The sequence below is a fragment of the Acidimicrobiia bacterium genome, assembly GCA_029210695.1.
Taxonomy (GTDB): Bacteria; Actinomycetota; Acidimicrobiia; order Spongiisociales; family JAHEDJ01; genus JAHEDJ01.
In genome coordinates this window covers 1-24,928 of the sequence record JARGFH010000002.1, presented here as the reverse complement: position 1 = coordinate 24,928, position 24,928 = coordinate 1, and the positions used below count along the sequence as shown (strand labels likewise).

General features: G+C 63.0%; 28 protein-coding genes. 15 read left to right on the top strand and 13 right to left on the bottom strand.

All coding sequences use genetic code 11. From position 1 onward, the window contains the following. Nucleotides 1–11: 11 nt before the first annotated feature. Genes P1T08_00820 through P1T08_00810 form a run of 3 tightly spaced genes read left to right on the top strand, consistent with a single transcriptional unit; the run spans nucleotide 12 to nucleotide 2,578 of the window. On the top strand, nucleotides 12–653 hold the full coding sequence (locus tag P1T08_00820; protein ID MDF1594625.1) for a hypothetical protein: 642 nt from the start codon (nucleotides 12–14) through the stop codon (nucleotides 651–653). Beyond that, a complete protein-coding gene (locus P1T08_00815; protein MDF1594624.1) occupies nucleotides 586–2,052 on the top strand; it encodes a DNA polymerase Y family protein in 1,467 nt (488 codons plus the stop codon). The genes P1T08_00820 and P1T08_00815 overlap by 68 nt, the downstream gene beginning before the upstream one ends. Nucleotides 2,053–2,110: 58 nt before the next feature. After that, nucleotides 2,111–2,578, top strand: a complete 468-nt coding sequence (locus P1T08_00810; protein MDF1594623.1) for a MarR family transcriptional regulator — start codon at nucleotides 2,111–2,113, stop codon at nucleotides 2,576–2,578. Here P1T08_00810 and P1T08_00805 read toward each other — a convergent pair. From P1T08_00805 to P1T08_00795, 3 genes are read right to left on the bottom strand one after another with little or no spacing between them, the layout of a single operon-like run. After that, nucleotides 2,575–3,306 (bottom strand): lysophospholipid acyltransferase family protein, encoded by a 732-nt coding sequence (locus P1T08_00805; protein ID MDF1594622.1) that lies wholly within the window; start codon nucleotides 3,304–3,306, stop codon nucleotides 2,575–2,577. The two genes, P1T08_00810 and P1T08_00805, sit on opposite strands and share 4 nt — an antisense overlap. Further along, nucleotides 3,303–4,550: an MFS transporter gene (locus P1T08_00800; protein ID MDF1594621.1), complete on the bottom strand. Its 1,248-nt coding sequence runs from the start codon at nucleotides 4,548–4,550 to the stop codon at nucleotides 3,303–3,305. Before P1T08_00800 ends, P1T08_00805 begins: the two co-directional genes overlap by 4 nt. Before the next feature lie 17 nt (nucleotides 4,551–4,567). Then, complete coding sequence (locus P1T08_00795) at nucleotides 4,568–5,335, bottom strand: GDSL-type esterase/lipase family protein (protein ID MDF1594620.1); 768 nt, start codon at nucleotides 5,333–5,335, stop codon at nucleotides 4,568–4,570. Between the two features lie 49 nt (nucleotides 5,336–5,384). Here P1T08_00795 and P1T08_00790 point away from each other — a divergent pair, with 49 nt between their 5' ends. Further along, nucleotides 5,385–6,410: an LLM class F420-dependent oxidoreductase gene (locus P1T08_00790; GenBank protein ID MDF1594619.1), complete on the top strand. Its 1,026-nt coding sequence runs from the start codon at nucleotides 5,385–5,387 to the stop codon at nucleotides 6,408–6,410. 52 nt (nucleotides 6,411–6,462) lie between these two features. Here the strand turns inward: P1T08_00790 and P1T08_00785 are convergent, their stop codons facing one another. Then, on the bottom strand, nucleotides 6,463–7,821 hold the full coding sequence (locus P1T08_00785) for a hypothetical protein (protein MDF1594618.1): 1,359 nt from the start codon (nucleotides 7,819–7,821) through the stop codon (nucleotides 6,463–6,465). Nucleotides 7,822–8,026: 205 nt separating this feature from the next. On the opposite strand from P1T08_00785, the gene P1T08_00780 reads away from it, so the two are divergent. The 4 genes from P1T08_00780 (at nucleotide 8,027) to P1T08_00765 (ending at nucleotide 12,866) form a co-directional block, all read left to right on the top strand. Then, on the top strand, nucleotides 8,027–11,359 hold the full coding sequence (locus tag P1T08_00780) for an error-prone DNA polymerase (protein MDF1594617.1): 3,333 nt from the start codon (nucleotides 8,027–8,029) through the stop codon (nucleotides 11,357–11,359). Between the two features lie 147 nt (nucleotides 11,360–11,506). Beyond that, nucleotides 11,507–11,728: a ribbon-helix-helix domain-containing protein gene (locus tag P1T08_00775; GenBank protein MDF1594616.1), complete on the top strand. Its 222-nt coding sequence runs from the start codon at nucleotides 11,507–11,509 to the stop codon at nucleotides 11,726–11,728. Nucleotides 11,729–11,733: 5 nt separating this feature from the next. After that, nucleotides 11,734–12,138 carry a PIN domain-containing protein gene (locus tag P1T08_00770; GenBank protein ID MDF1594615.1) on the top strand — a complete coding sequence of 135 codons (405 nt, stop codon included), beginning with the start codon at nucleotides 11,734–11,736 and terminating at the stop codon, nucleotides 12,136–12,138. Between the two features lie 59 nt (nucleotides 12,139–12,197). Continuing rightward, complete coding sequence (locus tag P1T08_00765; protein ID MDF1594614.1) at nucleotides 12,198–12,866, top strand: hypothetical protein; 669 nt, start codon at nucleotides 12,198–12,200, stop codon at nucleotides 12,864–12,866. Between the two features lie 3 nt (nucleotides 12,867–12,869). Here P1T08_00765 and P1T08_00760 read toward each other — a convergent pair whose 3' ends face one another. The 3 genes from P1T08_00760 to P1T08_00750 all read right to left on the bottom strand — a co-directional run bounded on the left by P1T08_00760 (nucleotide 12,870) and on the right by P1T08_00750 (nucleotide 14,516). Next, complete coding sequence (locus tag P1T08_00760; GenBank protein MDF1594613.1) at nucleotides 12,870–13,166, bottom strand: transglycosylase family protein; 297 nt, start codon at nucleotides 13,164–13,166, stop codon at nucleotides 12,870–12,872. Between the two features lie 7 nt (nucleotides 13,167–13,173). Then, nucleotides 13,174–13,692, bottom strand: a complete 519-nt coding sequence (locus tag P1T08_00755) for a hypothetical protein (GenBank protein ID MDF1594612.1) — start codon at nucleotides 13,690–13,692, stop codon at nucleotides 13,174–13,176. Between the two features lie 179 nt (nucleotides 13,693–13,871). Beyond that, on the bottom strand, nucleotides 13,872–14,516 hold the full coding sequence (locus P1T08_00750) for a hypothetical protein (protein MDF1594611.1): 645 nt from the start codon (nucleotides 14,514–14,516) through the stop codon (nucleotides 13,872–13,874). 118 nt (nucleotides 14,517–14,634) lie between these two features. On the opposite strand from P1T08_00750, the gene P1T08_00745 reads away from it, so the two are divergent. Next, nucleotides 14,635–15,144, top strand: coding sequence for a ferritin (locus P1T08_00745; GenBank protein MDF1594610.1), 510 nt, complete (start codon nucleotides 14,635–14,637; stop codon nucleotides 15,142–15,144). On the opposite strand, the gene P1T08_00740 is transcribed toward P1T08_00745, so the two are convergent. From P1T08_00740 to P1T08_00730, 3 genes are read right to left on the bottom strand one after another with little or no spacing between them, the layout of a single operon-like run. Beyond that, nucleotides 15,145–15,789, bottom strand: coding sequence for a lysoplasmalogenase (locus P1T08_00740; GenBank protein ID MDF1594609.1), 645 nt, complete (start codon nucleotides 15,787–15,789; stop codon nucleotides 15,145–15,147). Then, a complete protein-coding gene (gene aroQ / locus P1T08_00735) occupies nucleotides 15,789–16,976 on the bottom strand; it encodes a type II 3-dehydroquinate dehydratase (protein MDF1594608.1) in 1,188 nt (395 codons plus the stop codon). The genes P1T08_00740 and aroQ overlap by 1 nt, the downstream gene beginning before the upstream one ends. 57 nt (nucleotides 16,977–17,033) lie before the next feature. Further along, the gene (locus P1T08_00730; GenBank protein ID MDF1594607.1) at nucleotides 17,034–17,534 is read right to left on the bottom strand and encodes a hypothetical protein; all 501 of its coding nucleotides are present in this window, start codon (nucleotides 17,532–17,534) and stop codon (nucleotides 17,034–17,036) included. A gap of 187 nt (nucleotides 17,535–17,721) precedes the next feature. Here P1T08_00730 and P1T08_00725 point away from each other — a divergent pair, with 187 nt between their 5' ends. Beyond that, nucleotides 17,722–18,216, top strand: coding sequence for a sigma-70 family RNA polymerase sigma factor (locus P1T08_00725; GenBank protein ID MDF1594606.1), 495 nt, complete (start codon nucleotides 17,722–17,724; stop codon nucleotides 18,214–18,216). Continuing rightward, complete coding sequence (locus P1T08_00720) at nucleotides 18,213–19,133, top strand: hypothetical protein (protein ID MDF1594605.1); 921 nt, start codon at nucleotides 18,213–18,215, stop codon at nucleotides 19,131–19,133. Before P1T08_00725 ends, P1T08_00720 begins: the two co-directional genes overlap by 4 nt. Nucleotides 19,134–19,135: 2 nt before the next feature. On the opposite strand, the gene P1T08_00715 is transcribed toward P1T08_00720, so the two are convergent. Beyond that, nucleotides 19,136–19,882 carry a lipoate--protein ligase family protein gene (locus P1T08_00715; GenBank protein ID MDF1594604.1) on the bottom strand — a complete coding sequence of 249 codons (747 nt, stop codon included), beginning with the start codon at nucleotides 19,880–19,882 and terminating at the stop codon, nucleotides 19,136–19,138. A 71-nt stretch (nucleotides 19,883–19,953) separates the two neighbouring features. Between P1T08_00715 and P1T08_00710 the strand changes: the two genes are divergently transcribed. Continuing rightward, on the top strand, nucleotides 19,954–20,745 hold the full coding sequence (locus tag P1T08_00710; GenBank protein MDF1594603.1) for a hypothetical protein: 792 nt from the start codon (nucleotides 19,954–19,956) through the stop codon (nucleotides 20,743–20,745). Between the two features lie 196 nt (nucleotides 20,746–20,941). Continuing rightward, on the top strand, nucleotides 20,942–22,711 hold the full coding sequence (locus P1T08_00705) for an ABC transporter ATP-binding protein (protein ID MDF1594602.1): 1,770 nt from the start codon (nucleotides 20,942–20,944) through the stop codon (nucleotides 22,709–22,711). On the opposite strand, the gene P1T08_00700 is transcribed toward P1T08_00705, so the two are convergent. Next, the gene (locus P1T08_00700; GenBank protein ID MDF1594601.1) at nucleotides 22,695–23,180 is read right to left on the bottom strand and encodes a YajQ family cyclic di-GMP-binding protein; all 486 of its coding nucleotides are present in this window, start codon (nucleotides 23,178–23,180) and stop codon (nucleotides 22,695–22,697) included. The two genes, P1T08_00705 and P1T08_00700, sit on opposite strands and share 17 nt — an antisense overlap. Before the next feature lie 133 nt (nucleotides 23,181–23,313). Between P1T08_00700 and P1T08_00695 the strand changes: the two genes are divergently transcribed. Both P1T08_00695 and P1T08_00690 read left to right on the top strand, forming a co-directional pair. Next, complete coding sequence (locus tag P1T08_00695) at nucleotides 23,314–23,670, top strand: hypothetical protein (GenBank protein MDF1594600.1); 357 nt, start codon at nucleotides 23,314–23,316, stop codon at nucleotides 23,668–23,670. An 88-nt stretch (nucleotides 23,671–23,758) separates the two neighbouring features. Next, nucleotides 23,759–24,043, top strand: coding sequence for a hypothetical protein (locus P1T08_00690; GenBank protein MDF1594599.1), 285 nt, complete (start codon nucleotides 23,759–23,761; stop codon nucleotides 24,041–24,043). On the opposite strand, the gene P1T08_00685 is transcribed toward P1T08_00690, so the two are convergent. Further along, a partial coding sequence (locus P1T08_00685; protein ID MDF1594598.1) for an IS3 family transposase occupies nucleotides 24,022–24,928 on the bottom strand: 907 nt, incomplete at its 5' end. The genes P1T08_00690 and P1T08_00685 overlap by 22 nt on opposite strands.

Here is a 24,928-nt window from a genome sequence, read left to right as displayed (position 1 = left end):
GGACGGCGCGGGTGGAGAAAACGGCGACGGCGCGGATGGCAACGAAGCCCGGAGATACCAGATGGGATCTCCGGGCGGAGCCCGGCCGAACCATCGGGCTGCTGGGAACCGCCGGTGGCGGCCTGACCAGGATCGGTCTCTCACTACTGGCCGAGCCTTCGCAGCGGGCTCCTGTTGCCGTTGTCGATGTGCGTGGCTGGCTTTCGCCGCTGGCTGCCTTCGAGGTCGGCATCGATCCCGGGCACCTGGTGATCGTGCGGAGTGCCGAGAGGCAGCAGTGGTCACAGGTGGTGGCAGCCCTACTCGAAGGGATCCAGGTGGTCTATGCCGAGGTGCCGGCTGGTATAGCCGATACCCACTTGCGGCGGCTATCGGCTCTTGCCAGAGCAAGGCGAGGAGCGTTGTTGCTGCGGCCGCTCGACGGCCGGCTTCCTCCCGGTGTGACCCATCTCACCCTGCAATCCGAACGGGTGGTGTGGGAGGGCGTAGATGCGGGTCACGGACGTCTCCGGCACCGGCACCTTCAGATGCGTGCCTGGGGCAAAGGGATGGGTGGAGCCGAGCGGTTATTCGAGGTGGAGGACGATGGCGAGAACACTATGCGTGTGGTGGCCGGAATGGTCGCTTCGTCGACAGGACGCGCCGCCGTATAGCCCCTCTTTTGTCGTGCAGCCGGGAGCCGGCGGTTTCCGCGTGGTCACGGCCGATACCGCAGCACGCAGCTCCGGTATCGCTCAGGGCATGACCCGTCGGGAGGCAGAAGGGCTATGTCCCGGTGCCGTGGTACTCGAACGAGATCTCGGAGCGGAGACCATTGATTTCGAACCGGTCGTGGTTGCCATCGAGGATCTGGTACCGAAGGTCGAGGTGGTCGAACCCGGCCTGGTCTTCGTTCCCATTCAGGGGGCGCTTCGCTACTACGGTGGCGAACCGCAGCTCATCGAACGGATAGTGGAACGTCTGGGGGCGTGGCCGGGCGGGCAGTTGGGCGTTGCCCGTGGTCCGTTCGCAGCCAGGAGAGCAGCCGCCCTGGCCATCGAATCACCGTTGTGCGTTGACGACGACGCTGCCTTCCTTGCTGCGCTTCCCGTTGATGTCCTTCCAGAAGAAGGCCTGGTGGCGACGTTTAGATGGCTGGGGATCGGGACACTCGGAGAGCTGTCGCAGCTGCCGAGAGGGGCAATGGCCTCGAGGTTCGGCGAATCAGGACTGGCTGCCCACCGGCTGGCGAGCGGAGAAGACCGGATGCTGGCTCCCCGCGGGATCAACGACGACGGTTCCGTCGAGCAGCGTTACGAGGAGCCGCTTCACGCGCTCGATCGGGTCGGGTTTGCCGCCAGGGCGCTTTCCGGACGGCTGATCGCAGCACTGGGGGAACGTGGAGCGGCTCCGTATCGCGTCGAGGTTTCGGCGTGGGCGGCCGACGGCTCAGAACGGGTCAGAGTCTGGAGAAGCGCCGAGCCCTTCACCGAGCATGCTCTCACCGAGCGGGTCTGGTGGCAGCTGCGGGCCTGGGTGGAGACGGCCGGGGTGCCGGGCGGAATTGTCAGACTCCGCCTCCAGCCTGCAGACCTATCAGACGCTGGCCGGCAGCTCGCACTCGAGGACGATTCGGCGTCGCAGCTCGAGGCAGCCAGGGCTTTCGCCCGCGCCCAGACCCTGGTTGGACCCGATGCGGTGCTGCAAGCCCGTGTGCAGGGTGGACGGAGGCCTTCTGAACAGGTGAGTTGGTTCCGGTGGGGTGAAGGACCACCCTCGCCACAACGGAGTCCCGACGCGCCGTGGCCGGGGGCTGTGCCGTCGCCGACACCGGTGCTGGTCCCACCCGAACCGCAAACCATCGAGGTCGAGTGGGATGGAGGAATGCCCATGCGGGTTCGTTTGCGAAGCCGGTGGGAGATGGTGACGGCCTGGGCGGGGCCGTGGCACCTGGCCGGGCGATGGTGGGAGGGAGAGGCATCGGTTGAGCGCTATCAGGTCGTGACGTCTGCCGCCGCGTTGCTGTGTGAGGTGCGAGACGGGAGGACCTACGTCGTTGGTGTTTACGATTGATCGCCCTTTGCGGATAATCTTTCTAGAATCGCCGTGCAGAGCCGGACCAGGGAGTGGTGTGTACGAGATCAAACCGGATGAATTCCGGTTATGGAGAGCATTTCTCGCCGCACAGGTAGCCATTGTTACCGGGATCGAATCCGAACTGGGCGGCCTCACCGATGTGTCTCTGGGGGATCTCGAGGTCCTCGCCTCAATCAACGAGAGCGGCGGGAGGATGCGGATGGCGGAGCTCGCCCACAGTATCAGTGCCAGTCGCAGCGGTCTCACCAGACGGGTCGATCGACTCAAGAGCCAGGGACTCGTCGAGCGCGCATCAGTTCCAAGCGACAAGCGGGGCGCCTACGCGGTTATCACGAGCGCCGGCCGACGCCACCTAGAGGACGTCATGCCGGGCTATCAATCCCTGGTAGCACGACGGTTCTTGTCCGTCCTCGAGTCCGAAGAGAGAGAAACGCTGCTGCGGCTGCTCGAACGGCTGAACACCGCCGCCGCATTCGACACGGAACAGGCGAACCGCCTCTAGCCGACCGCGCGGATCATCCGCTCGATCTCGTCCTTAGTCTGATCTCGTAGCATCGGTACGTCCTTGTGGACGAGCGCAGAGGTCTCGATTGGCTTCGAGATCATCACCGTGATCGGTCCACCGAGGATCGGATGGCGCTTCGGCCAGGCGAGGTGACCGCCGTTCACCACGACAGGAAGAATAGGCAGGCCGGAGGCGATGGCGATCGAGAATGCCCCCCGTTTGAACTGCCGGACCTGCCCATCGAGATAACGAGTGCCTTCGGCAAACACGAGGATCGAATGGCCACGTCGCATCACTTCGGCTGCTTGCGAATTGATTTGTTGGTGGACCACTGCCCCTGCGTGCCGGTCGACTTCGACGATGCCGATGGCTCGAAGGGCCGTGCCGAAGATAGGAATTCTGAAGAGCTCCTTCTTGGCGAAGAATCTGATCGGCATCGGCAGGGCGAGGAAGTGGGCGGGGATGTCGAAGGAAGACTGGTGATTCGAGACGATGACGTACGAACGTCCGGGTTCGATGTTCTCCACCCCGCGGACCGTCAGTGAAACGCCGGCAACAGCCAGGATGATGGTGCTCCATCGATTGATGACTCCTTCGATGAACGGCGACCCTGGATTCCGCCAGGCGACAACTGTGACCGTCCAGGCAGCCGTCCAGGTCGCCAGGAGGGCGACCGCAACGGCAACCACGGTTCGGAACGGCGAAAGCAAACGGCGGAGCATCATGGCAGCGTAGCGGCCGGGGTTCGGGCGAATACGTTCCGGTGACGCAGGAACACGGCGGCCGGGGCAACCAGCAGGGCCGCGCCCAGGGCGTTCAGGATGGGGTATCCGGCGATGGCCAGGATGAATCCTGAAGACAGGCTGGCGCCCGCCCCCGACAACCAGACGGAGGCATCGACTGCCCCCTGCAGGCGCAACCGCTCATCGATGGCCAGGCCCTCTGTCAGGATGGCGCTGCCTCCGATGAATGCGAAATTCCATCCGAGGCCGAGCAGGAAAAGCGCAAGAATGAGTGTTGCCGTGGCATCCGCCGGCGCCAGGCCGGCCAGGGTGACCGACACCAGCACGATCACCATCCCGGCGGCGGCCACCTGCGGACGACCGAAGCGGTCGCCCAGAATCCCTGTGATGGGGGAGAGGGCGAACATGCCGAGCGTGTGGGCAGAAATGACGATGCCGACGATCCCTAGCTTGGCGCCACCGTTCCGCAAGAAGATCGGTGTCATCGCCATGATCAGCACCATCACGAAGTGACTCGTCACCATGGAGACGACGGCAACTTGCACCCGGGGCCTCGCCAGCAACGTCGCCAGCGGAAGTGCTGGGGCGGTGAATTCTTCATCGGTGGAGACGACCATCCGGAGTGGATCGGGTCGGAGGAAGATCACGTAGAAGACCGCCGCGCTCAGGAAGGCGATGGCAGCCACCAGGTATGGACCTGCAAATGCTGCCAGTCCAGCCCCCTCAGCCGCATCTGCCGACACTCCCAGCAGATTGGGGCCCGCCACCGACCCGACGGTGCTTGCCCAAACGATCCAACCGATCGCGGCGGTCCGGCGGCTCGGCTGATGGAGGTCGGCAGCCGCGTAGCGCGTGAGATGGCTGGCACTGTTCCCGAAACCAAGTGCGAACATGGCGAAGATCAGCAGTGCGAACGAGGCCGATCCGATGGCTGCAGCAGCCACAGCTGCGGCCGTTCCGGCGAGCACGTAGGCGCCGATCAGAACCGATCGCCTGCCCAGCCGCACCGTCACTGCGGCGAGGACGGCCGAGCCGAGCGCCGTGCCGATCGTGGAGGCTGCGGCCGGGATGCCGGCAAGGCTCGATGAACCGGTCAGGTCCTCCGCGGCCAAACCGGCCACGGTGATGGCGGCGATGAATCCGGTGCTGGTGAGCCCCACCCCGCCGAAGAGCACGCCGGTGAGTTTTCGGCGGACGCGATCGGGACGATCGAAGCGGTTGGGCATCGGGCGAGTGTAGGAGGTCAGTGTCCGGGTGGTGAGCAGAGATCGAGTGCGGCGAGCACAGTGGGCAGAGCTGCATCTGCCCACACCCGGTGGCCGCGGCGGTTGGGATGGAAGCGATCGCCCGAAAAGAGGTCTTTGTCCGACCGGAACGTGGGGGTGGTCAACTCCCACATCGGGATGTGGAGGATGCGGTCATTTGAGGCTGCAGCCCGTGCATGGGTGACATCGGTCGCTCTAGCTCTGGTGGTGGCCATCGCATCAAGCGGAAAAGGCAATCGCGGCGCGGTACCGATGTCGCCGGCCCCGGCGAGCACGATTACGTCTGCTTGCTCGAGTGCACCGGCACAGATGGTGCTCAGCAGCGAACGCATCTGAAGCTGAGTCATGCCGCGCAGAGCGTCGTTCGAACCCGCCGAGATGAAGGCCACGTCGTATCGCCCGGTCAGCTGCGGGAGCTGGCGGGCCAGGACGTCTCGTAGACGGGCGCCGCCGAACGCGAAGTTGTCGATCTGGACGCGGTAGCGTTCTGTGAGTCGCGGCACCATCTGCCGTATCCAGATGTCTTCGGCAGTCTCCAGACCCGGTCCGGTGATGGTGCTGTCTCCGAGTAGAGCGATAGATCGCAGAGGGAGGGCTGGATCGCCGAAGAGCCCGGACGGGTCGAGATCTGGAAACGAAGGGAAGTCGTGGTGAGCCGCCCACTGCTGCTCCATCCACAGAACCACGAACAGCGCCGCTCCCGCATTGCGGAAGGTCCGTGTGAGTCTGCGCTCCGGCGTCATCATGTTCCACTTCCCGTGCACAACGTACCATGGACGCCGCGGAGGTGATGTATTGCGATTAGGACTCAACCTGGGTTATGCGGGCGTTGGTTCGATCGAACTAGTGGTCGAGGCTGAGCAACTGGGCTATGACTCGGTGTGGGCGGCAGAAGCGTGGGGCTACGACGCGGTAACGGTCCTGGCCTGGCTGGCAGCCAGGACCGAGCGAATCCACCTCGGCTCGGCTGTCCTGCAAATGCCGGCCAGGACTCCGGCCATGACTGCCATGACGGCCTATACGCTCGATGAGCTGTCGGGTGGGCGCTTTCGACTCGGTCTTGGACTATCCGGCCCGCAGGTAGTCGAAGGGTGGCATGGGGTTCCGTACGGAAAGCCGCTCGGAAAGACCCGCGAGTATGTCTCGATCGTCCGTCGGGTCCTTCAGCGTCGCAGGCGCCTCGAGCATGACGGCGAGCACTACCAGATCCCGTATAGAGGTCCGGACGCCACCGGGCTTGGGAAGCCCTTGATGCTCATCGGCCGTCCGCTCCGGCCGGACCTGCCGATCTATCTCGCTTCCATTGGCCCGAGGAATGTGGCGCTCACGGCCGAGATCGCAGACGGATGGCTTCCGGTCTTTTTTTCGCCCGATCATGCCCGCCGGGTGTTCTGGCCGAATCTCGAAGACGGATTTCGGAGGTCGGGGAATGCGCAGCGGTCATCATCGTTCGACGTGGCACCGACCGTCTCGGCGATCATCACCGATGACCTCGACTACGGACGCGCCCAGGTCAAACCGTTGCTGGCCCTCTACATCGGGGGTATGGGAGCCAGGAGCCGGAACTTCTACAACGATCTGGCGGGACGTTACGGATTCGAGCGGGAGGCCGTTGAGATCCAGGATCTGTACCTCGCCGGCAAGAAGAAAGAGGCAATTGCCCGCGTTCCTGATGCGCTCGTAGACCTGACCAGTTTGGTTGGGCCCCGGGAGAGAGTGCGGGACCGGCTCGAGGCATGGAGGGAGTCGGGGGTGACCTCGCTTCTGGTCGGAACGACGGATTTCGTGACCCTTCGAACTCTGGCGGAGCTTCTTCTGTGAGCGCGCCGCCGGCCCTCCTCCCGGAGGGCCGGCGGCTCCCGAGGAGGGACGGTTACTTGGCTTCGAGCACGGTGAAGGTGAAGGTCTTGGAATGGCCTTCAGAGTCGCCGATCGTCACGTTGAAGGCCGGGCCGGGGAGTGCACCCTCAAAGATGACCTTGAGGTCCCATTTCCCGAGATCGCCGGCGATCGTGCTGACGGCCCCGTACGGGGACTCCGCCCAGATCGTGGCTCCGGGCGTCGCCGTCCCGTAGAAGACGTCGTACGGCGGGTTCTCGCTGCACGACGCGTACTTCTGGGTGACGCTGAACTCGATCGGAGCCGGCGCATACATGAATGTGAACTCCCTGCGGTCACCTGCAGATGTTTCGACCACGATGTCGATCGTCTGCCCGGGCTTCAATCCCTCGAAGTGCACCTTGAGGTAGAACTCTCCGCCCTCGGCGACGGTCTCTGCCGAGCCGAAGTCCGAATAGGCTCCGATGACCGTGCCGGGCGCGGCCGTTCCGGTGAACTTCTCCCACGGGTCGGTGTTCTGATGGTACTTCTGCGTTATGGTGAACTCGTAGGTGGCGCCCGGGTTGTACTTGCTCTTGAACTCAAACGTCTTTGTGTGTCCGTCGGAGTCGGCGATTTCAACTGCAAACCACTCGTAATACGGGGCCGTCGGGAAGGTGACCTTCATCTCCCATTTCCCTTTTTCGTTGACCGTGGTCGAACCCGAACCGAAGTCCGACGTAGCCGTGATCGTGGCACCCGGTCGTCCCGTCCCGTAGAAGACGTCGTAGGGCGGGTTGGACGCAGACGTCTTGTATTGCTGGGAGGCAGAGAACGCATGCTCGCCCTCCGGTGCTTCGTAGAAGACCTTCACGGTTGCCTCGGAAACGTTGCCGGCCTCGTCGAATGCTTTGATCGTGGCGAGGTTTCCTCCCGGTTCGAGCATGAGGACGATCGACCAGAAACCATCGGGGGTGACCTCCGCCCGGTATCCGGCCGCCTTGACTGTTGCGCCGGGTTCAACGCTGCCTGAGAACTTCAGCTCTCTTGTTTTGACTACTGCTTCGTTGGCCGGCGAGGTGATGACGAGGTCGGGAGGATCGGTGTCGGTCACTTCTTCCTTCACGGGGGTTTCAGCGGCCTGCTTCTCCGGTGCCGGTGTCTCTTCGGCGGCCGAAGCTTCGTCCTCGACTTTCGTCGTCTCGGTTATATCCGGCTTCTCGGCCGGCGCCTCTGTGGTCGGGGAGTCCGGTTGGGTGTCGCCCGTATAGAAGATGCTGCCCGGGTCAATGGCGCCAACTCCGGCCGGGGCATCGTCGGCAGATGGTAGGTACTCGCCCATCTGGGCAAAGGCGATGCCGCCGGCGATCACGACGACGAAGGTGATGGCGAAGATGCCGAATCTGCGAAACACGTTGCTCCTCCTGGTGAGTGGGTTGTCACACATAGTGGCCATAAGGTCACATACGGTGGTTACTCGCAACAGGGCGAAGAAAGGTTTACCCACCGTCGGTGCCTTAGAGAGGTCTTGGCGTCTCGGACGCCTTGCCGTTTGTGACCGCAATCTACCGCTAGCCGATCGAACGTATGTTCGATATGATGACCGGGCGATTCAACCCATGTCATCCTCATACGCAGAACTTCACAGTCATACGAACTTCAGCTTCCTCGATGGAGTGTCACACCCGGAGGCTCTGGTCGAGCGGGCTGCCGCCCTCGATTATCGGGCGCTGGCGGTCACCGATCACGACGGCATGTATGGGGCTGTACGGTTCGCCAGAGCGGCCAAGGAAGTCGGCCTTCCAGCGGTGTACGGGGTAGAGATCGGTCTGAGTCGCGAGTCGCGAGTTGCTGGTCGCGAGTCAGAACCGATCGCTTTGGCGTCGCAGCGGGACATCGAGAGGCTCGCGACTCGCGGCGAGCTACCGGCGGCCCGTAGGGGTCGGACCCGGAAGATGCACGGCACCAAACCCGTCGATCCGCCGCCCACCGATCATCTCGTCCTGCTGGCCCCCTCGCCGGCGGGTTATGCAGCGATCAGTCACCTCGTCACCAGAGCCCAGTTCCGGGGCGAGAAGGATCGGCCCGTCTACTCCTGGGCAGATCTCGACGAAGCCGCCCGGGTCGGCCACCTGGTGGCGCTCACCGGGTGCTGGCAAGGTGCGGTCCCGGCCGCGGCGAGAAGGGGCGACCTCGACGCCGCCCTGGCGGCAGCACGGCCCCTCCGTGAGATCTTTGGCAACCGTCTGCACCTCGAACTCTGGCATCACCGCCTGCCAGAGGATGATGTCCGCAACGACGTGTTGTGGGAAGTAGGGCGACGGTTACGGCTTCCGATGGTGGCGACCAACAATGTTCACTACCACGATCGGGGCGAGGCAGCCCTGGCGGATGTTGCTGCAGCCATTGCCGGACGGCGGTCGCTCACCGAACAAGACGGCTATCGACCGGCCACCGACGAACGCCATCTCAAGCGTCCGGTCGAGATGATCGAACGCTTCTCCGCCTACCCCGGTGTGGTGGAACGTTCTGTGCGGTTGGGAGAATCGCTGGCCTTCGACCTCAACCTGGTGGCGCCGCAACTACCGGACTTTCCGATGCCGGGCCACTTCCGTTCCGAGATGGAATACCTCCGGCACCTGACCTTCGAAGGCGCCAGGGAGGTCTATCCGGACGGGGCGGGAGGAGTTGATCCCCGGGCAGTGCAGCGACTCGAACATGAACTGGCGGTGATAGGCAAGCTCAACTTCCCCGGATACTTCCTGGTCGTCTGGGACATCGTGCAGTTCGCCAGGAGCCAGGATATCTACTGTCAGATCCGGGGTTCGGGAGCCGACTCGGCAGTGTGTCGATGTATCGGTTTGACCAGGGTTGATCCGATACGGCTCGGACTTCCATTCGAGCGATTTCTCACTGAGGAACGCGGACGACCACCCGACATCGACCTCGACCTGGAGGCGGACCGCCGGGAAGAGGTGATCCAGTACTGCTATCGACGCTACGGGCGGGAGCGGGCGGCGATGGTCGCCAACGTCATCACCTACCGGGCCCGGTCGGTTTTGCGTGATGTCGGCAAGGCCTTCGGATTCACCCAGGCGCAGGTCGATGGACTTTCGAAGTACGTCGATACGCGAAACCCGGCAAAGCTGCGCCTCGAAGCTCCGCTTCCGGAAGGGATGACGGCTGAGTTCGTCTACGACGTCTGCCACCGCATGGATGGGTTCCCCCGTCATCTAGGGATTCACTCCGGTGGAATGGTGATCGCCGATCGGCCGTTGTGGCAGGTCGTGCCGGTGGAGTGGGGACGGATGGAAGGCCGATCGGTTATTCAATGGGATAAGGACGATTGTGCCTCGATCGGGATCGTCAAGTTCGATCTGCTGGGATTGGGGATGCTCAATGCTCTGCACCTCACCGCAGACATGATCCAGTCGGCCCACGGTTTGTCGATCGATCTGGCCACGATCCCGCAAGAACCGGCCGTTTACCGGATGTTGACCAAAGCGGACACCGTCGGCGTGTTTCAGGTCGAGTCCAGAGCGCAGATGGCGACGCTGCCGAAGATGAAGCCGAAGACGTTCTACGATCTGGCCGTCGAGGTAGCTCTGATTCGGCCGGGGCCGATCCAGGGGCAGTCGGTACATCCGTACCTACGACGTCGAAACGGTGAGGAGGAGATCCGATTTCCTCACCCGCTCACAGAACCGGTGCTGCGCAAGACACTGGGCGTTCCCATCTTTCAGGAGCAATTGATGGAACTCGCCAGGGTGTGTGCAGGTTTCGACGGCAATCAGTCAGATCGACTGCGCTCTGCCATGACCCACAAGCGGTCAGACGAGGCGATGGGACGTCTGCGTGACGAGGTGTTCGATGGGATGGCGTCCAACGGGATCATCGGGCCGGCAGCCGATGAGATCTGGGAGAAGCTCCAGGGGTTTGCCTCGTTCGGGTTTCCTGAGAGTCACTCGGTGAGTTTCGCATACATCGTCTACATGTCTGCCTGGTTGAAGTATCACTGGCCGGCAGAGTTCCTGGCCGGCCTGCTCAACGCATACCCGATGGGCTTCTACAGCCCGAATAGCCTGGTACAGGACGCCGCCCGCCATGGGGTGGTAGTTCGCAGTCCCGATGTGAACGCCTCCTGGCACGACTGCACGATCGAACCGCACGATGCGGACCCCGACGACCTGGCCGAGTACTACGGGCAGGCGTGGCGGCGGGGGAGGGGACCGGTTGAAGATCCGCTGCGGCCTTCCGTCGCCGTGCGACTCGGCTTGCGATATGTCCGTAACCTCGGAGAGGCCGAGATCACCAGGGTGGAGGCAGCCCGGCAGGCCGGCGGCCGGTTCCAATCACCGCAGGACCTCGCTCATCGAACGGGGTTGAGGGTAGATGCACTGGAAGGACTAGCGGCTGCCGGGGCGCTCGAGTCGTTGGGTTTGACCAGGCGGGAGGGTTTGTGGGCGGCGGGGGCTCTCGCCGAGATCAGTCCAGACCGATTGCCGCTCTCGCCGGGAGCAGAGGCGCCCCAACTCCCGGGGATGAGCGAAGAGAATGAGGCAGAGGCCGACCTGTGGGCAACCGGGATCTCGGTTCGACATCCGGTTGAATTCGTGCGGGACCGCCTCGACCGGTTGGGATGTCGCACGGTCGCTCAGGCATTGGCGACCGAACGCAACGGTGTTCGCGCTCGGATTGGAGGCATCGTTACCCACCGGCAACGTCCGTCTACGGCCAATGGGGTGATCTTCTTCAACCTCGAAGACGAGACCGGCTTGCTCAATGTGATCGTGCTGCCCGATATCTGGACGGCCAATCGTGACGTCGCCAGAAGGAATCCCGGTCTGGTTATTGAAGGTGTCCTCGAGTTTCGGGACGGTGTCACGAACTTCGTTGCCAGATCGTTTACCCCGTGGCCGGCCATGGGGGTCACGTCACGGGATTTCCGGTGACATTCCCGCTGGAGAGTGTGCCGAACCACTCCAGCTGCCCGCCGGCGAGACGACTGCAGAGCTAGCGGCTCGATGTCTGCAGTCGAGGTGCAGGCCGCAATTCGAAACCCTTCCCCCTGATCGACCAGGCGGGTATGCTGACATACCATGAAGCGAACTACGGTCAAACTCCCCGACGAGCTCGACGCCAAGCTCCGCCACGAGGCTGAGCGACGCGGAATAACCGTCTCCAACCTGACCCGTGAAGCCATCGAACACCACCTCGGCAGCCGACCACGTCACCTGCGAGCAGCCGGTGCGGGTCGCAGTGGCCGCGAGGACATCTCCGAGCGCATTGAAGAGATCCTGGCCGCCGAGGTGGCGAGATAGCCACTCTGGTCGACGCCGGACCGCTCTACGCCTACGTCGACGCCGACGACCGCCACCACGGCCAATCTCTTGAGCTTCTGCTCACCCACCCTGGGCCGCTGATCATCCCGACGCTCGTCATCACTGAGGTCGTCTACCTGATCGGAAGTCGTCTGGGCGCAGACGCTGAAGTCCGGTTCCTCGGCGACCTCGCTGCGGGGGAGTTCACTGTCGAGCCGGTGAGGGCCGGCGACTGGCTCCGAATCGCCGAGTTTGTGCACCAGTACCGGGATCTTCCCCTTGGATCCGTTGACGCATCGGTGGTTGCAGCGGCCGAGCGCCTCGACGTAACCGAAATCGCAACCCTCGACCGGAAACACTTCTCAATCGTCCGCCCCGCTCACGTCCACAGCTTCGAGCTTCTCCCCTAGAGCAACACCGCCGTGCTGGAAATCCCCCTCCATCGGCGGCGGGCTGGGAGCATGGACCTGTGATCGGAACACTCAACGAGGGGTCGCTACACGCCCAACTCAAGGAATGGTATGCCGTCGATGGAGACATCTTTGAGCAACCCGTCGATGGCTATGTCATCGACTTGGTCCGTGGGGAGCTGCTCATCGAGGTCCAGACAGGTGGATTCGCCTCCCTCCGCACGAAGCTGAGCAACCTGCTTGAGTCACATCCAGTCCGGCTGGTGGCTCCCATTGCCACCGACCGTCGCATCGTGAAACTCGGCACCGGTGGCGAGATCTTGTCTGCCCGTCAGTCCCCCAAGCACGGCCGGCTCGAGGACATCTTCAGCCGGCTGGTGAGCATCCCGGGCCTCATACAGAAAGACCGGTTCGAACTCGAGGTGTTGATTACTTCCGAAGACGAGTACCGGGTGCACGAACCTGGCAAGGCATGGAGGCGTAAAGGCTGGGTCGTTGTAGGTCGGGCGCTGCACAAGGTCGATGAGTCGGTGCTGATCAGATCTGTAGAGGACCTGGCCGGGTTCCTGCCGGCCGACCTGATCGAGCCGTTCACGACCTCGGATTTGGCGGAGAAACTCAACGTCTCCCGGCGCCTGGCGCAACAGATGACCTACTGCCTGCGGGAGCTGTCTGTGCTGGACATGGCGGGAAAAGACGGCAACTCGGTCCGGTACGTCCGACGCTGACGATCAGCCCCCGAGTTGCCCGTCGGCCCACGCATCGCACCACGGCCACGGGCTCCACCCGCTGGACGACCAGAGCAGATATGCGGCCGCTGTGTTGGCTTCAGCATCGAAAATGCTGGCTCCGGGGTAACCGGCTGCCGCAGCTCTGGAGTCCCAGGCTGCCTCCAGGTGCTGATAGAGCCCTCCGTATGGTCCGCTCGGGTTGTACGCGCTCGGATTCAGTCCAGATTCACACTCGGCGATCAGCACGGCCTTGTCGACTTCTTCGGCGGGGAAGAACCCGGCGGCGAGCTCACGCATCTCCGCTTCAGTCAAAGGTCCGGTCGGCGGGAGGGTGGTGGTGGTCGTCGTCGTGTCCGGGAGGGTCGTTGTCGTCGTTGTGGGGGCCACCGTCGTCGTGGTCGACTCCGCCACCGTGGTGGTGGTCGTGGTCTCGGGCAGTGTTGTTGTGGTCACAGGTGGTGCGGTAGTGGTCGTCGAAGTTGTCGAGGAGGGGGGGGGTGGTGGTGGAGGAGGAGGACGAGGAGGACGAGGAGGACCTGGGGATAGTCGTGGTTGCTGCTTCGAGGATCTCCACGCGATTGCCCGGTACCGGCGACGCAGCCATGAGGCTGCCGCCGCCGGACTGTATCTCGACGCTCGATGCCACGGCCGTGAACGACATGCTGGCCAGGCGTCCCGCCGCCAGACCTCGCCCGTCTGGAAGGTCTATCTGGACTGGGATTTCGGGCGCGTCGACGGCAACCGGTGCAAAGACTGCGAAACCGGCGAATGACAAGGCAACGAGTGTGATGCCTGCGAAGATGAGGTAAGCGGCACGGCGCATGAAGGAGAAACTCCCGGCCGGATGGTCCAGCCCGGAGCAGGGTATGCCGATTGATGGGCTAGGACAAGTCTCGACCTGGCAGATAGTGGTAGGGGGCGGAGTACCGGGCAGCGCCCGGGCTGTTTCCCGACCGGAGTCTCACCGACCCGCCTGCGCGTCGGTGATCCCAATCGAGGCTTTCAGGTGTTGAACTCGACCGCATAGTCCCGCGTGATCACGATGTCTGCTCGTTCGACCTGTGGGCCGATGATGGCGTGCTCGATCTCCAGCACTTGTTCGATGAACGGATCCATGGCTTCACGTCCCCGATTCTGCCTGGCGGCCAGGGTCTCGAGACGGTTGCGAGCGATGAAGATCCGCGTGTCGACGTTGGCGAGCAGGCTCGTGTAGGTGCCTTCGGCGATTACAACCTCCAGTCCGGCGAGCGACATCACTTCGGTAGTGATCGAATCGTCTTCATAGATCACCAACGGCTTCTCGAGTGAGGTCGCTCCTGCGCGGGCGGAGGCCAGGTGTTCATCGAGAAGATCGAGGTGAACCTCATTGGCACCCACCCAGGAGATATCCTCTACCCGGGCCTCGTGGTTGGTGCGTGGCGGATACACGAAGTAGTCGTCCTGTTGCAGGATGCCGGCGTTGACACCGTGCCGGCCGAGTTCCTCTTCGAGCGCTTTGGCCGTTTCGGACTTGCCGCTTCCCGATTCGCCCGCCACGGTGATGGTGTAGCGGTCGTGTCGCGCACGAATCGCCGGGAGGAGATGGGCGACGATGTCCGCGGCGGCGGCCCGGTGGTGCTCTTCCACAATGATGATGTCACCGCGCATGTTCGCGCTCCTTTTGTCGTCGACGGCCGCCAGGGTAACCGGGCGGAATGCAGCCGGATTCCAGAATCGAACGGCCGGATATCATGGATACCGTTCGCCAGATCCAGGAGACGACAACATGCCGATCAGCACGAAACTCGAAGCCGCCTTCAACGACCAGATCAATCTGGAGTTGGCTTCCTCCTACGCATACCTCCAAATGGCCGCCTTCCTGGACGAGGAGAATTTGCCGGGTATGTCCGCCTGGATGCGACTCCAGGCTGAGGAAGAGCGAGTTCATGCGATGAAGTTCTTCGATTTCGTGCTCGACCGGGAGGGCCATATCGAACTGGAAGCGATCGCCGCCCCGGGGCTCTCTCTGACCACCGCCCGGTCGGCATTCGAAGCGTCGCTCGGGCATGAGCAGAAGGTCACGGCCGCCATCAACAACCTGTACGCACTGGCCACCGACGATCGGGACTTCGCCAGCTATCCATTGCTCAACTGGTTCGTAGAGGAGCAGATCGAAGAAGAGGCAAACGTCGGCTTGATAGTGGAGCAACTCAAGATGATCGGTGACGATCGAACGGCGCTGCTGATGCTCGATCGTGAGCTCGGAGCCCGCCAGCCGTCGGCCGAAGGCGAATAATCAGGTCCCGGCCGTCCAGGCCAGCACCAATTGGGCGGCGTAATACAGCGGCAGGCCCCACACCCGATTTGTGATCGATTCGACTACGAGATTACGAGCGACGGCCAGATCTGATAGGAAGAACCCAACCGCACCGACCAGGATCAAGCCCGTGGCGCCACCTTCGACTGCGAAGAACGCAGTCAACACCATGACCGTGATGACGAGCACGTACGCCAACACCGGGCTGCGCATATCGTCCGATAGGTGCGGCTTCAGCCATCTGAACACCACGTAGGAGACGGCGGCGATCGGCAAGCTCACCGCCGCCGTCCAGATGAAGTCGATGTCTGTGCCGTGCCGTAGCCCAAGGGTCGAAAAGGCAACCCCATACGCCACGTGACCGAGCAGGAAGCTGACCAGGCCGGCCAGGAACATCCGGCGAGTCGAGCCGAGCAGGAGAACGTCGCCGATTGCAGCCAGCACCAGGCCGAGTAGCAGGATCCTCCCGTACGTCGAATCGAAGGCTCCCCGTTGGAGTGCGGCGGCAACGAAGCCGGCGGAGGCGAGTGGCTTGGCGATCAACCGGATCTTCGAGTGCTTCCATTCAGCCCAGACCAGCACCGCCATGGCCACTGCGGTAGTCGCCGCCAACGCTGGGAACATCAGAGCGTGGCTAGTCGCTCGACTACCGCAGCCCAGGCAGGTCCTGTCGGTGCGATCGGATCGAAGTGGTCGGCACCGTTGATCTCGATGAGCTCCACTTTGGTGCCCGGCCGGCGAGCCGCCTCGACGTAGGAGTGCGCGAACGAGATCGGCACCCGGTCGTCTTTCGTGCCGTGAACGATCAGGTGCGGCCGGTCCGCGGGCAGCGAATGGAGCGGGGAAGCCACCCGGTACGCTTCGTCACGCGGCGCCTTGCCCAGGAAACCGTCCACCGCCCCGTCACCAAGGTTCGTTGTTTCGGCGGCCTCAAGGTCTGTGACTCCGGCCAGCGAGACTGCCGCTTCGGGCAGCACCCGCGGCCCGGCACCCGGATCATCCTCTTTGAGGCGGTGGCGGTTGGCCGCCCAAAGAGCGAGCTGACCACCTGCCGAATGGCCGAGCACGACGACGCGTTGCAGATCGAGGTGATACTCAGCCGCCAGCTCATCGAGATGATCGATGGCGGCCGCCACGTCCTGCAGGGTGGCCGGATACCCGCCACCCATGCCGACGCGACGGTATTCGATGTTCCACGTTGCGAATCCCCTGGCGGCAAGATCGACTGCGAGAGCGTCCAGGGTGTCGCGGGTCCAATGGTGCCGCCAGAATCCACCATGAATGAGAACGGCGACAGGGTGCGGGCCCTCGCCATCCGGCAGGCGAAGGTCACCGACGTGGCTGTCGCCGGTCGCGTATTCCAGTGCTCTGGGCGGTCGCGTCTCCCGGTGGACGAGATGGTCGATCGCCCAGCGGTAGCCGTCGACCCCGCGACCGTAGATGGTGTGGACGCAAGCCGGCGTGACCACCGAATGGGCGCGCCATGACTCTCTTTCCTTGATATTCGAGATGTGGACCTCAACGACCGGTAGTCCAATCGCCTCGATTGCATCGTGCAAAGCGTAGGAGTAGTGCGTGAGCGCTCCGGGATTGAGAACGATCCCGTCGATGTCTTCGCGAGCCTGGTGCAACCGGTCGATCAGAACACCCTCGTGATTCGACTGAAACGTTTCGACGTCGAGACCGTGAAGTGCACCCCACTCGGTGCACAACCGATCGAGCTCACCGAGTGTGGTGGATCCGTACATTTCGGGTTTCCGGGTCCCAAGGAGATTCAAGTTTGGGCCGTTGAGGATGAGGATGCGACGCATGGTGAGAACAGGCTACCGGCCGTTGCAGGTGAAGGCTGCCGTGCGGACCTCGGGAGGTCATCCCCAGCGGAACCCGGGGACCCCGAGATCGGCGTCTCCGGGTACGCCGTACCTGATCAGGGTAAAGCACAGCAGCGCGGTTGCGAGCGGTATCGGGTGGCTGGCATACATGGAGTGCGAGCCGAACCTGCCGAGTTCGGTTTCGTGCTCCCGGAGCGACCATCTGCGCAAACCGGCTTGGCTAGCCGGGTAGATGTTGTAGGCATAGGCGCGGCCGTTTATGCCGTAGGACCGTTTCCCGTGAGGTGCGGCCACCGCCAGCTTGCCGCCCGAGCACGTCACCATGGGCACTATGCAGGAACCGGCTCCAGTCGCCGTCACCCGCCAGGCAGTCCCGTCGGGGAGCTCAACCCGGCGGCCCCTGCCGAAGAACACCTTGAACCATCCGCCCCGGCCAAGGCGGGCGAGCACGTGCCCATCCTCACCCTCGACAATTGAGACCGGGAATCGCAACACTCCCACGCGCCGCACCGATGCCGCGCCGAGAACAAACTCCATGGGCGAATGGTACGCCGACTCAGAACCTGCGGAAAAACGGGTGGCTAGAACGGTGAGCGCCTGCCGGGCCGGTCAATTCCGTTAGGTAAACCTTTCTCGACGCCGATACGAGTTAAGGGTGTCACGACCCGTAGGGAAGTAATGCGACGAGAGAGAGGCGTACCGCGTGGTGCGGCACGTGAACGACATGCAGGTCATTGCACGGCCGGAACGGTTCGACGTGTTTTATCAGCGTGAGTTCAGGGCCGTTGTCGGACTCGCCTACGCCCTGTCCGGGAGTCGGCTGGCGGCGGAGGATCTGGCGCAGGATGCTTTCATGACGGCACACCAGCAATGGGAGAAGGTCGGGCGTTATGAAGCTCCCGGTGCCTGGGTGCGCCGAGTCGTTTCGAACAAATCCGTGTCTCTCTACCGTCGGAAGGCGGCGGAAGCACGAGCATTGGCGCGAGTGGCGTTGGACCGCCAGATCCCGCTGCCGGAGCTCGAGCCGGCCGACGCGGACTTCTGGCGGGCCGTCCGATCATTGCCGAAGCGGCAGGCCCAGGCCATTGCATTGCACTATCTCGAGGACCGGCCCGTGGCCGAAGTTGCGGAGATTCTCGGCTGTACGGCCAGCACCGCCAAGGTCCACCTCCACAAAGGTAGGAAGAACCTCGCCGACCGACTGGTGGTGCCGGAATGAACCTAGATCAGAGAGCGGGGCGGGCGGCGGACGGACTCAAGTCGAGCATATCCGGTCATCCGCTGCTCATGATGACCTCGTCGCCCGGGCCGCTTCCGCTGTTCCCCAAGGTTTTGTCGTTCGCAGGCGCCTTCGGTCTGGTCATCATCGTTGGTCTGACGGTGTTCCAGACCAACATGTTTGCATCTGATGAGGCGGAAACCGCTGAAACGACGCCGACCACGGTGGCGAGCACGTCGACGACCGAGCCGGCCACTGTGACCACAGTGGCCGCCATCCCATCCGTTCCACCCGAAGGTGGAGAGCCGGGGCCAATCGAGCAGAGCGGTGAGATCCCGCCGGTCGCACCGCCGGACACCGTACCTCCCGAACTCGTGGTGACCTCACCGGCCGACGGAGAGCACCTGAAGGACACGGCCGTCGCCTTCGCGGGGCGCACCGAACCGGGCGCCATCGTGATGGCCGGCCCGTACGAGGCGACCGTTTCTGAGGATGGCGAGTGGTCGATTGTCCTGATCCTGGGAGCGGGCGGCAACAAAGCCTCATTCTCTGCCACCGATGCCGCGGGCAATACGTCCGAGGCTGCCATCGTCGTCTTCTACGACCCGCCCGAGACGACGACCACCACCAAGCCGGAGGCTCCGCCGTCTGAGTGGGTCTTCACGGCCTACGCCACATACGGTGAATGCGCCGAGATCCCTCCCTACGACGAGTACTCCGGCACTGCTGCACCCGGCACGACCATTCTCGTTCTTTCCGACTACGGCTCAGGCTCGACCGTAGCCAATGCCGAGGGGGCATATTGGGTCAGAGTCGAGTTCCCGACGGCGCCGGCCGGCAAAGCATTTGTCGTCAAGGTCAAGAACGAGACGACGTACGAGAAATACACGTTCGAGTTCGTGAGCGTTGCCAAGTAGGCCTATTGCCTATTGCCTACTGCATGCGCCGGCTCTAACCCTTTGGCTCGGGCCAGCACCGCAGCCGGGATGGCCGCCGGGGCAATGTCGGCGATCTCCGCGAATGATCCCAGCACTGCCTCGTGAACCTGTGGCCAGGTGAGACCGGGGACACCGGAAGCCAGGTCACCGGATGTGCCGGGGTCCCACTCGAGGCCGAGATCGCGATAGACCGGGACGAGAACCTCCGCGATCCGGTCACCTCGATCGACGACGATCACGCCGCCAAGGTGTGCCGCTCCGGCGATCAGTCGTTGACCGACACCCATGACCTTGGACCTACCGCCGAGGTTGATGCTGAATTCGCCCGGGCAGTACTCGCCGGGGACCTCGCCGATTCGGGCGTCGGCCCCGAGCGCTCGGAAGGCGCCCAGCAGGAGATCCGACAAGCGCTCGAACCGCTCGTTGATGCCGGCGCGAGGCGATGGTGCGGGCATGGTCCAGGCGAAGGCAACTGTGTCGCGATGGAAGACGGCAGCCCGCCCGCCGGCCAACCGGATGATCGAATCGAAACCCGCCTTCCCCGCCGACTCAACTGCCTGGAGGAATCCGTGGGTTACCACGTCTCGCTTGCCGAAGGCGACGACATCATCTGGTCGATACAAGCGCAGAGATTCACCGCAGTCGCCGTCGGCCACCATTCGCAGCAAAGCATGTGAGACGGCAGTGTCGAGTGACGGGGAGAAGGACTCGGCGTAGACGGACAACATGGGAACTTCTCGCAATCCGGGAGCGTCTGTACTGTAGACGACCGGGTATATCCTCCAGGTGGAGGGGGGTCATGACGAGTCGAGGGATATTCATGTTGCTCGTCGCCTGCGCGATGTTTGCCACCGCGTGCTCTGAGAACCCGTTATCCAACGTCGGCGAGGCGACCAACCACTGGATCGGTGAGCGAACCGCCGGCGAGGGCAAGACGACGGTGTCAACGGAACCGGCACCCACGCTGCGGCCGGTCTCAGAGGTGGCCTGGTCCAACGACTTCCTTGCCCCCGACCCGGTTGCTCCCGAAGAAACGATTCAGGCTGTGTGGAAACGCAGGGAGGCCGGGGACAAGTTCGTGCAGGCGGCCCGCACCGAAATCGTCGGCGCACTACCCGGGATTGCCTTTCCCGAGTTTCTTCCCGACGACATCGAATTCGTCTCTTCACAACTCCTCTTCGACGGGGATGGGAGCCTGTCCGACGATTTCATCGCGGCATTCGGTATGTGGACGGCGGAGCCATACACGATCAGCCGGACGGTCGGTCAGTACGGCGTGCTCTGGGTGACCTATCCGGATCCCGAGAAGTCCGGATGCGAGCGATTCGACAACCGGGATTTTGATTCCTGCGAAACCGTCGCGTTCGCCGGCTTGGTAGCCTGGCGGCTCATGTCCGGCGGTGACGAGACTCTGGCCTGGATTCCCGGTGATTACCAGTATGAGCTGTTTCATCGATCGCAGGTCGACTCCAAGATGGCTCTCGAGATGGCCTCGGCGATGATTCCGCTCGCCACCGTGACCACGTCCACCGGCGCCGACTCTCTGCTGCCGGCTGACGGCCAGGCTGCGCCTGCCGCCGCCGAAGGATAGGTAGACGGAGGTGCCGGCCTAGTCTCTATGCCGAGCAACCAGGGAGATAGGCATTTTCCACTCCGGGGGCTGGTACGCCCGGCTGACCTACGACGAAAACCAGGACCGCCCGCAGGTCGATCGCGCCCTTCTGCGCAGAGTCTTCGCATACGGGCGTCCCTATCAGACCTGGATCGTTGGTGTACTCGGCACGATCGTGGTGATCTCGGCGCTGAGTGTCGTTCCGCCGATCCTCATTCGGTTTCTCGTCGACGATGCGATACCGAACCGGGACCTGGCACTGCTGTCGTGGCTCGGCGCCGGGATGATCGCGGTGCCTCTGGTCAATGCAGTCCTCGGCACCCTGCAGCGCTGGCTCAGTGCCAGAGCAGGGGAGGGGATCATCTTCGACCTGCGGCGGGAACTGTTCGCACACATCCAGGGGATGTCGTTGCGCTTCTTCACGGCCACCCGCACCGGTGAGCTGATCTCTCGCATCAACAACGACGTAGTCGGAGCGCAGCAGGCAGTGACCGGCACGTTCATCACGATCGCCTCGAATGTGATCTCTGTGGTGTTCATCCTCGTCGTCATGCTGCAAGCCGAGTGGCGTCTGACGCTATTGGCCATCGCCGCACTTCCGCTGTTCGTGCTGCCGGCGCGGGGCGTGGCCAAGATCCTTCGACGCGTGGCGGAAGCTCAGATGGAACACAACGCCTCGATGTCGGCCATCTTGCAGGAGACGTTCAACGTGAGCGGAGCGCTACTCGTCAAGCTCTTCAATCGGAGTGACGACGAGCAGGTCCGCTTCAACACGGAAGCTGCCGCAGTGCGAGATCTCGGAGTTCGGCGGGCCTTGATCGGAAGATGGTTCTTCGCCGCCCTTGGGCTGGTCGGCGCGGTCGGGACGGCGGCAGTGTTCTGGGTGGGAGGCTGGCTCGTCATCAACGGCGATCTGAAAATCGGTGTGGTCGTGATGTTCTCGGCGCTCCTGGCCCAGCTATACGGTCCGCTCTCCGCGCTGTCCAACGCCCGGGTCGAGTTCGCCACGTCGCTGGTCTCATTCGAACGGGTATTCGAGGTGATCGACCTACCCCAGGAAATCCGGCAGGCAGACGGAGCCGTTCACCTTGACCACGTCGAAGGTGCCATCCGGTTCAACGACGTGTCGTTTCGTTATCAATCCGACGGACCGGAGGGTCTGACCCAGGTGAAGCGATTTGGCCGGGGTGCTACCTTCGAGCAGTCGATTCCTGAGACCGCAATGGTGGCCACCAGAGAGTGGGCGATCGAGCGGATCTCGTTTGACGTTGCTCCCGGGGAACTCGTGGCGCTGGTCGGGCGGAGCGGAGCCGGCAAAACGACCATGAGCTACCTGCTGCCCCGCATCTACGATGTGACGACGGGAGCGATCGAGATCGATGGGCACGACATCCGGAACCTGACGCTCGACACGCTCGCAGATGCCATTGGAGTTGTCACCCAGGAGTCCTACCTGTTCCACGACTCGATCGCCGCCAATCTGGCTTACGCCCGTCCGGAAGCTACTGCGACCGAAATCGAAGCCGCCACCAGGGCTGCCAACATCTATGACTTCATCGCCGATCTCCCGGATGGGTTCGAGACCGTCGTCGGTGAGCGCGGCTACCGGTTGTCGGGAGGTGAGAAGCAACGCCTGGCGCTGGCCAGAGTGATCCTCAAGGACCCGCGGATCCTCATTCTCGACGAAGCGACCTCGCACCTCGACTCACAATCCGAAGCACTGATCCAGGAGGCGCTAGAACGGGTGATGAAGGGCAGGACATCCGTGGTGATCGCACATCGTCTGTCTACGATCCTGGCCGCCGACCGCATCCTCGTGATCGATGGTGGGCGGCTGGTCGAACAGGGCAACCATCGAGCGCTCCTAGAGAAGGGCGGTCTCTACGCCGACCTGTTCGAGACACAGTTCCGAGGCGAGGAATCCCAGCTCAGTCGCGGAAGTTGATGAACTGAAGCGGTATCCGGTAGTCGAGATCTTTCAAGGCGGTGATGGCTTCCTGAAGGTCGTCCCGCTTCTTTCCTGAGATCCGCAACCGATCTCCTTGGATTTGCACCTGGACCTTTAGTTTCAGGCCCTTCACGTGCTTGTTGAGCTCGCGAGCCGCATCCTGGGCGATACCCTGATTCACAGTGAAAACGGAGCGATACCGGCCGCCGCCCACCTCCTTGGGCTCGCCACCTCCGAGTGATTTGAGTGACACGGTCCTTCGAATGAGCTTCTCTTTGAGGACCTCGACCGCGGCCCGCAGTCGATCTTCGGTCGACGATTCGGTGACTATCTCATCGCCCTGTAGAACAACAGTGGTGGCAGTGCCTTTGAAGTCGTACCGGGTGGCCGTCTCACGAGCGGCTTGATCAACAGCATTGCGAACCTCCTGGAGGTCCACTTCAGAGACAACGTCGAAAGTAGGCATACCGAGAGCTTAGCCTGGATCCACCGGTCTGATCGGTGTCTGACGGTTGGGATTGACATAGAAAATGCCTTCTGACCTGGGAGAATGACGCTGTCAGAGGCAGTCAGATACCCAGATTCGGAAGGCACTTTCAGTGAGCACCACGATAGCAAACCTCGATCGTGTCGAAACGGTTTTTGATGACCCGAATCTGGTGGCGAACGCCGGGTTGTTTCCGGTAGCGACCCTGGTATCGCGGCTGGGTTTGAAGTCTTTGATCGACCAGACGGTCAAATTGACGGGCCGGGTCGGTGGCGCCAATCCAGCATCGAAGTTTCTCACACTGGTCTTGGCGTTGATCGCCGGGGGTTCTCATATCGATCATGTCGAGATGTTGCGGACCGGGGATACCGCCCGGGTTCTCCCGTTTGGAGTGTGTCGCCCGCCAGCGGGATGGGACCACCTTGAGATGAGTTTCGCCAGGGGGATGGGACCACCTGCTCGCCAGTGATGGGACCACCTTCCGGGGTCCGCCGGATCCGGTGCTGTTGATGCTGTGCTGGCCGCCGTTCGTATTGACAGGACCATTAGGAGGCGGCATGGCGTTCCGGGAGGTTCCCGTGTTTGAAGTTCGTGAGATTCTGCGGTTGTGGCTGGGTGGTGAGGGGCTGCGCTCGATCAGCCGCCTGGTGAGCGTGGATCGTAAGACGGTCCGCCGCTACGTCGAGGCCGGCGAAGGCCTGGGCTTGGATCGTGACGGCGGTGAGGACCAGTTGACCGACGAGTTCGTCGGCCAGGTGCTGGAGCGGGTCCGTCTGAACCGCCCTGGGTTTGATGGAGACTCGGTTGTTTGGTTTCCAAGTCATCCGGTAGTGGTCAGTTGAGCGTAGTGAGCCTCCTCATGCTCGATGGGTGGAACGTCGCCGAGGGCCCCGTGGAGCCGAGTCCGATTGAACCAGGTCACCCATTCGAGGGTGGCGAGTTCGAGTTCGTCGACGTCGCGCCACGGCCCCTTGTTGCGGACCAGTTCGTCCTTGTACAAAGAGTTGGTCGCCTCGGCCATCGCGTTGTCGAGTGAGTCCGCGACCGAGCCGATCGAGGGGACGGCGCCGAGCTCGGTGAGCCGCTCCCCGTAACGAATCGACGTATATTGACTGCCGGCGTCCGAGTGGCATACCAGCCCTTCGAGCCGGGTGCCCCGGGACCATCGTGCCATCTCCAATGCGTCGAGGACCATGCTGGTTCTCATGTGGGTAGCGACCCGCCAGCCCACGATCATGCGGCTGAACACGTCGGTGATGAAACACACGTACGCCATCCCCGACCAGGTCGCCACATACGTCAAGTCCGTCACCCACAGAGCGTTCGGCCGGTCAGCAACGAAGTGACGGTCGACCAGGTCGGGCGGTCGGGCCGCTTGGGGATCCGAGCGGGTGGTCCTGGGTTTCCTGCCTTTCCGCACGCCCCGGATACCCAGTTCTGCCATGAGACGGGCGGTCTGGTCCCGACCGATGTCGTGGCCGGCCCGCAGCATTGCCTTCCACAGCTTGCGGGCCCCGTACACCTCGAAGTTGACCTGCCACAGGGCCAGGATGATCGGCATCAACACTTGATCCCGCAGCGTTCTCGCCGAGGGGACCCGGGCCTTGGCGGCGTAGTAGGTGGAAGGGGCGAACTGCAATGCCTTGCAGATGACGCCGCTCGCTGAAATTCCCCAGGGTTGCTCATCGAAATTCCTCACCTTGGGTTGGGTTTGGATGCTAGTTGTT

Excerpts from the sequence above, each read along its gene's own strand:
- P1T08_00815 (MDF1594624.1), top strand. The coding sequence starts at position 586 with ATGGCGAGAACACTATGCGTGTGGTGGCCGGAATGGTCGCTTCGTCGA.
- P1T08_00805 (MDF1594622.1), bottom strand. The coding sequence starts at position 3,306 with ATGATGCTCCGCCGTTTGCTTTCGCCGTTCCGAACCGTGGTTGCCGTT.
- P1T08_00800 (MDF1594621.1), bottom strand. The coding sequence starts at position 4,550 with ATGCCCAACCGCTTCGATCGTCCCGATCGCGTCCGCCGAAAACTCACC.
- P1T08_00795 (MDF1594620.1), bottom strand. The coding sequence starts at position 5,335 with ATGATGACGCCGGAGCGCAGACTCACACGGACCTTCCGCAATGCGGGA.
- P1T08_00780 (MDF1594617.1), top strand. The coding sequence starts at position 8,027 with ATGTCATCCTCATACGCAGAACTTCACAGTCATACGAACTTCAGCTTC.
- P1T08_00775 (MDF1594616.1), top strand. The coding sequence starts at position 11,507 with ATGAAGCGAACTACGGTCAAACTCCCCGACGAGCTCGACGCCAAGCTC.
- P1T08_00760 (MDF1594613.1), bottom strand. The coding sequence starts at position 13,166 with ATGCGTGAGCTCGCCGCCGGGTTCTTCCCCGCCGAAGAAGTCGACAAG.
- P1T08_00755 (MDF1594612.1), bottom strand. The coding sequence starts at position 13,692 with ATGCGCCGTGCCGCTTACCTCATCTTCGCAGGCATCACACTCGTTGCC.
- P1T08_00750 (MDF1594611.1), bottom strand. The coding sequence starts at position 14,516 with ATGCGCGGTGACATCATCATTGTGGAAGAGCACCACCGGGCCGCCGCC.
- P1T08_00745 (MDF1594610.1), top strand. The coding sequence starts at position 14,635 with ATGCCGATCAGCACGAAACTCGAAGCCGCCTTCAACGACCAGATCAAT.
- P1T08_00740 (MDF1594609.1), bottom strand. The coding sequence starts at position 15,789 with ATGTTCCCAGCGTTGGCGGCGACTACCGCAGTGGCCATGGCGGTGCTG.
- aroQ (MDF1594608.1), bottom strand. The coding sequence starts at position 16,976 with ATGCGTCGCATCCTCATCCTCAACGGCCCAAACTTGAATCTCCTTGGG.
- P1T08_00730 (MDF1594607.1), bottom strand. The coding sequence starts at position 17,534 with ATGGAGTTTGTTCTCGGCGCGGCATCGGTGCGGCGCGTGGGAGTGTTG.
- P1T08_00725 (MDF1594606.1), top strand. The coding sequence starts at position 17,722 with ATGCAGGTCATTGCACGGCCGGAACGGTTCGACGTGTTTTATCAGCGT.
- P1T08_00720 (MDF1594605.1), top strand. The coding sequence starts at position 18,213 with ATGAACCTAGATCAGAGAGCGGGGCGGGCGGCGGACGGACTCAAGTCG.
- P1T08_00715 (MDF1594604.1), bottom strand. The coding sequence starts at position 19,882 with ATGTTGTCCGTCTACGCCGAGTCCTTCTCCCCGTCACTCGACACTGCC.
- P1T08_00710 (MDF1594603.1), top strand. The coding sequence starts at position 19,954 with ATGACGAGTCGAGGGATATTCATGTTGCTCGTCGCCTGCGCGATGTTT.
- P1T08_00700 (MDF1594601.1), bottom strand. The coding sequence starts at position 23,180 with ATGCCTACTTTCGACGTTGTCTCTGAAGTGGACCTCCAGGAGGTTCGC.
- P1T08_00690 (MDF1594599.1), top strand. The coding sequence starts at position 23,759 with ATGGCGTTCCGGGAGGTTCCCGTGTTTGAAGTTCGTGAGATTCTGCGG.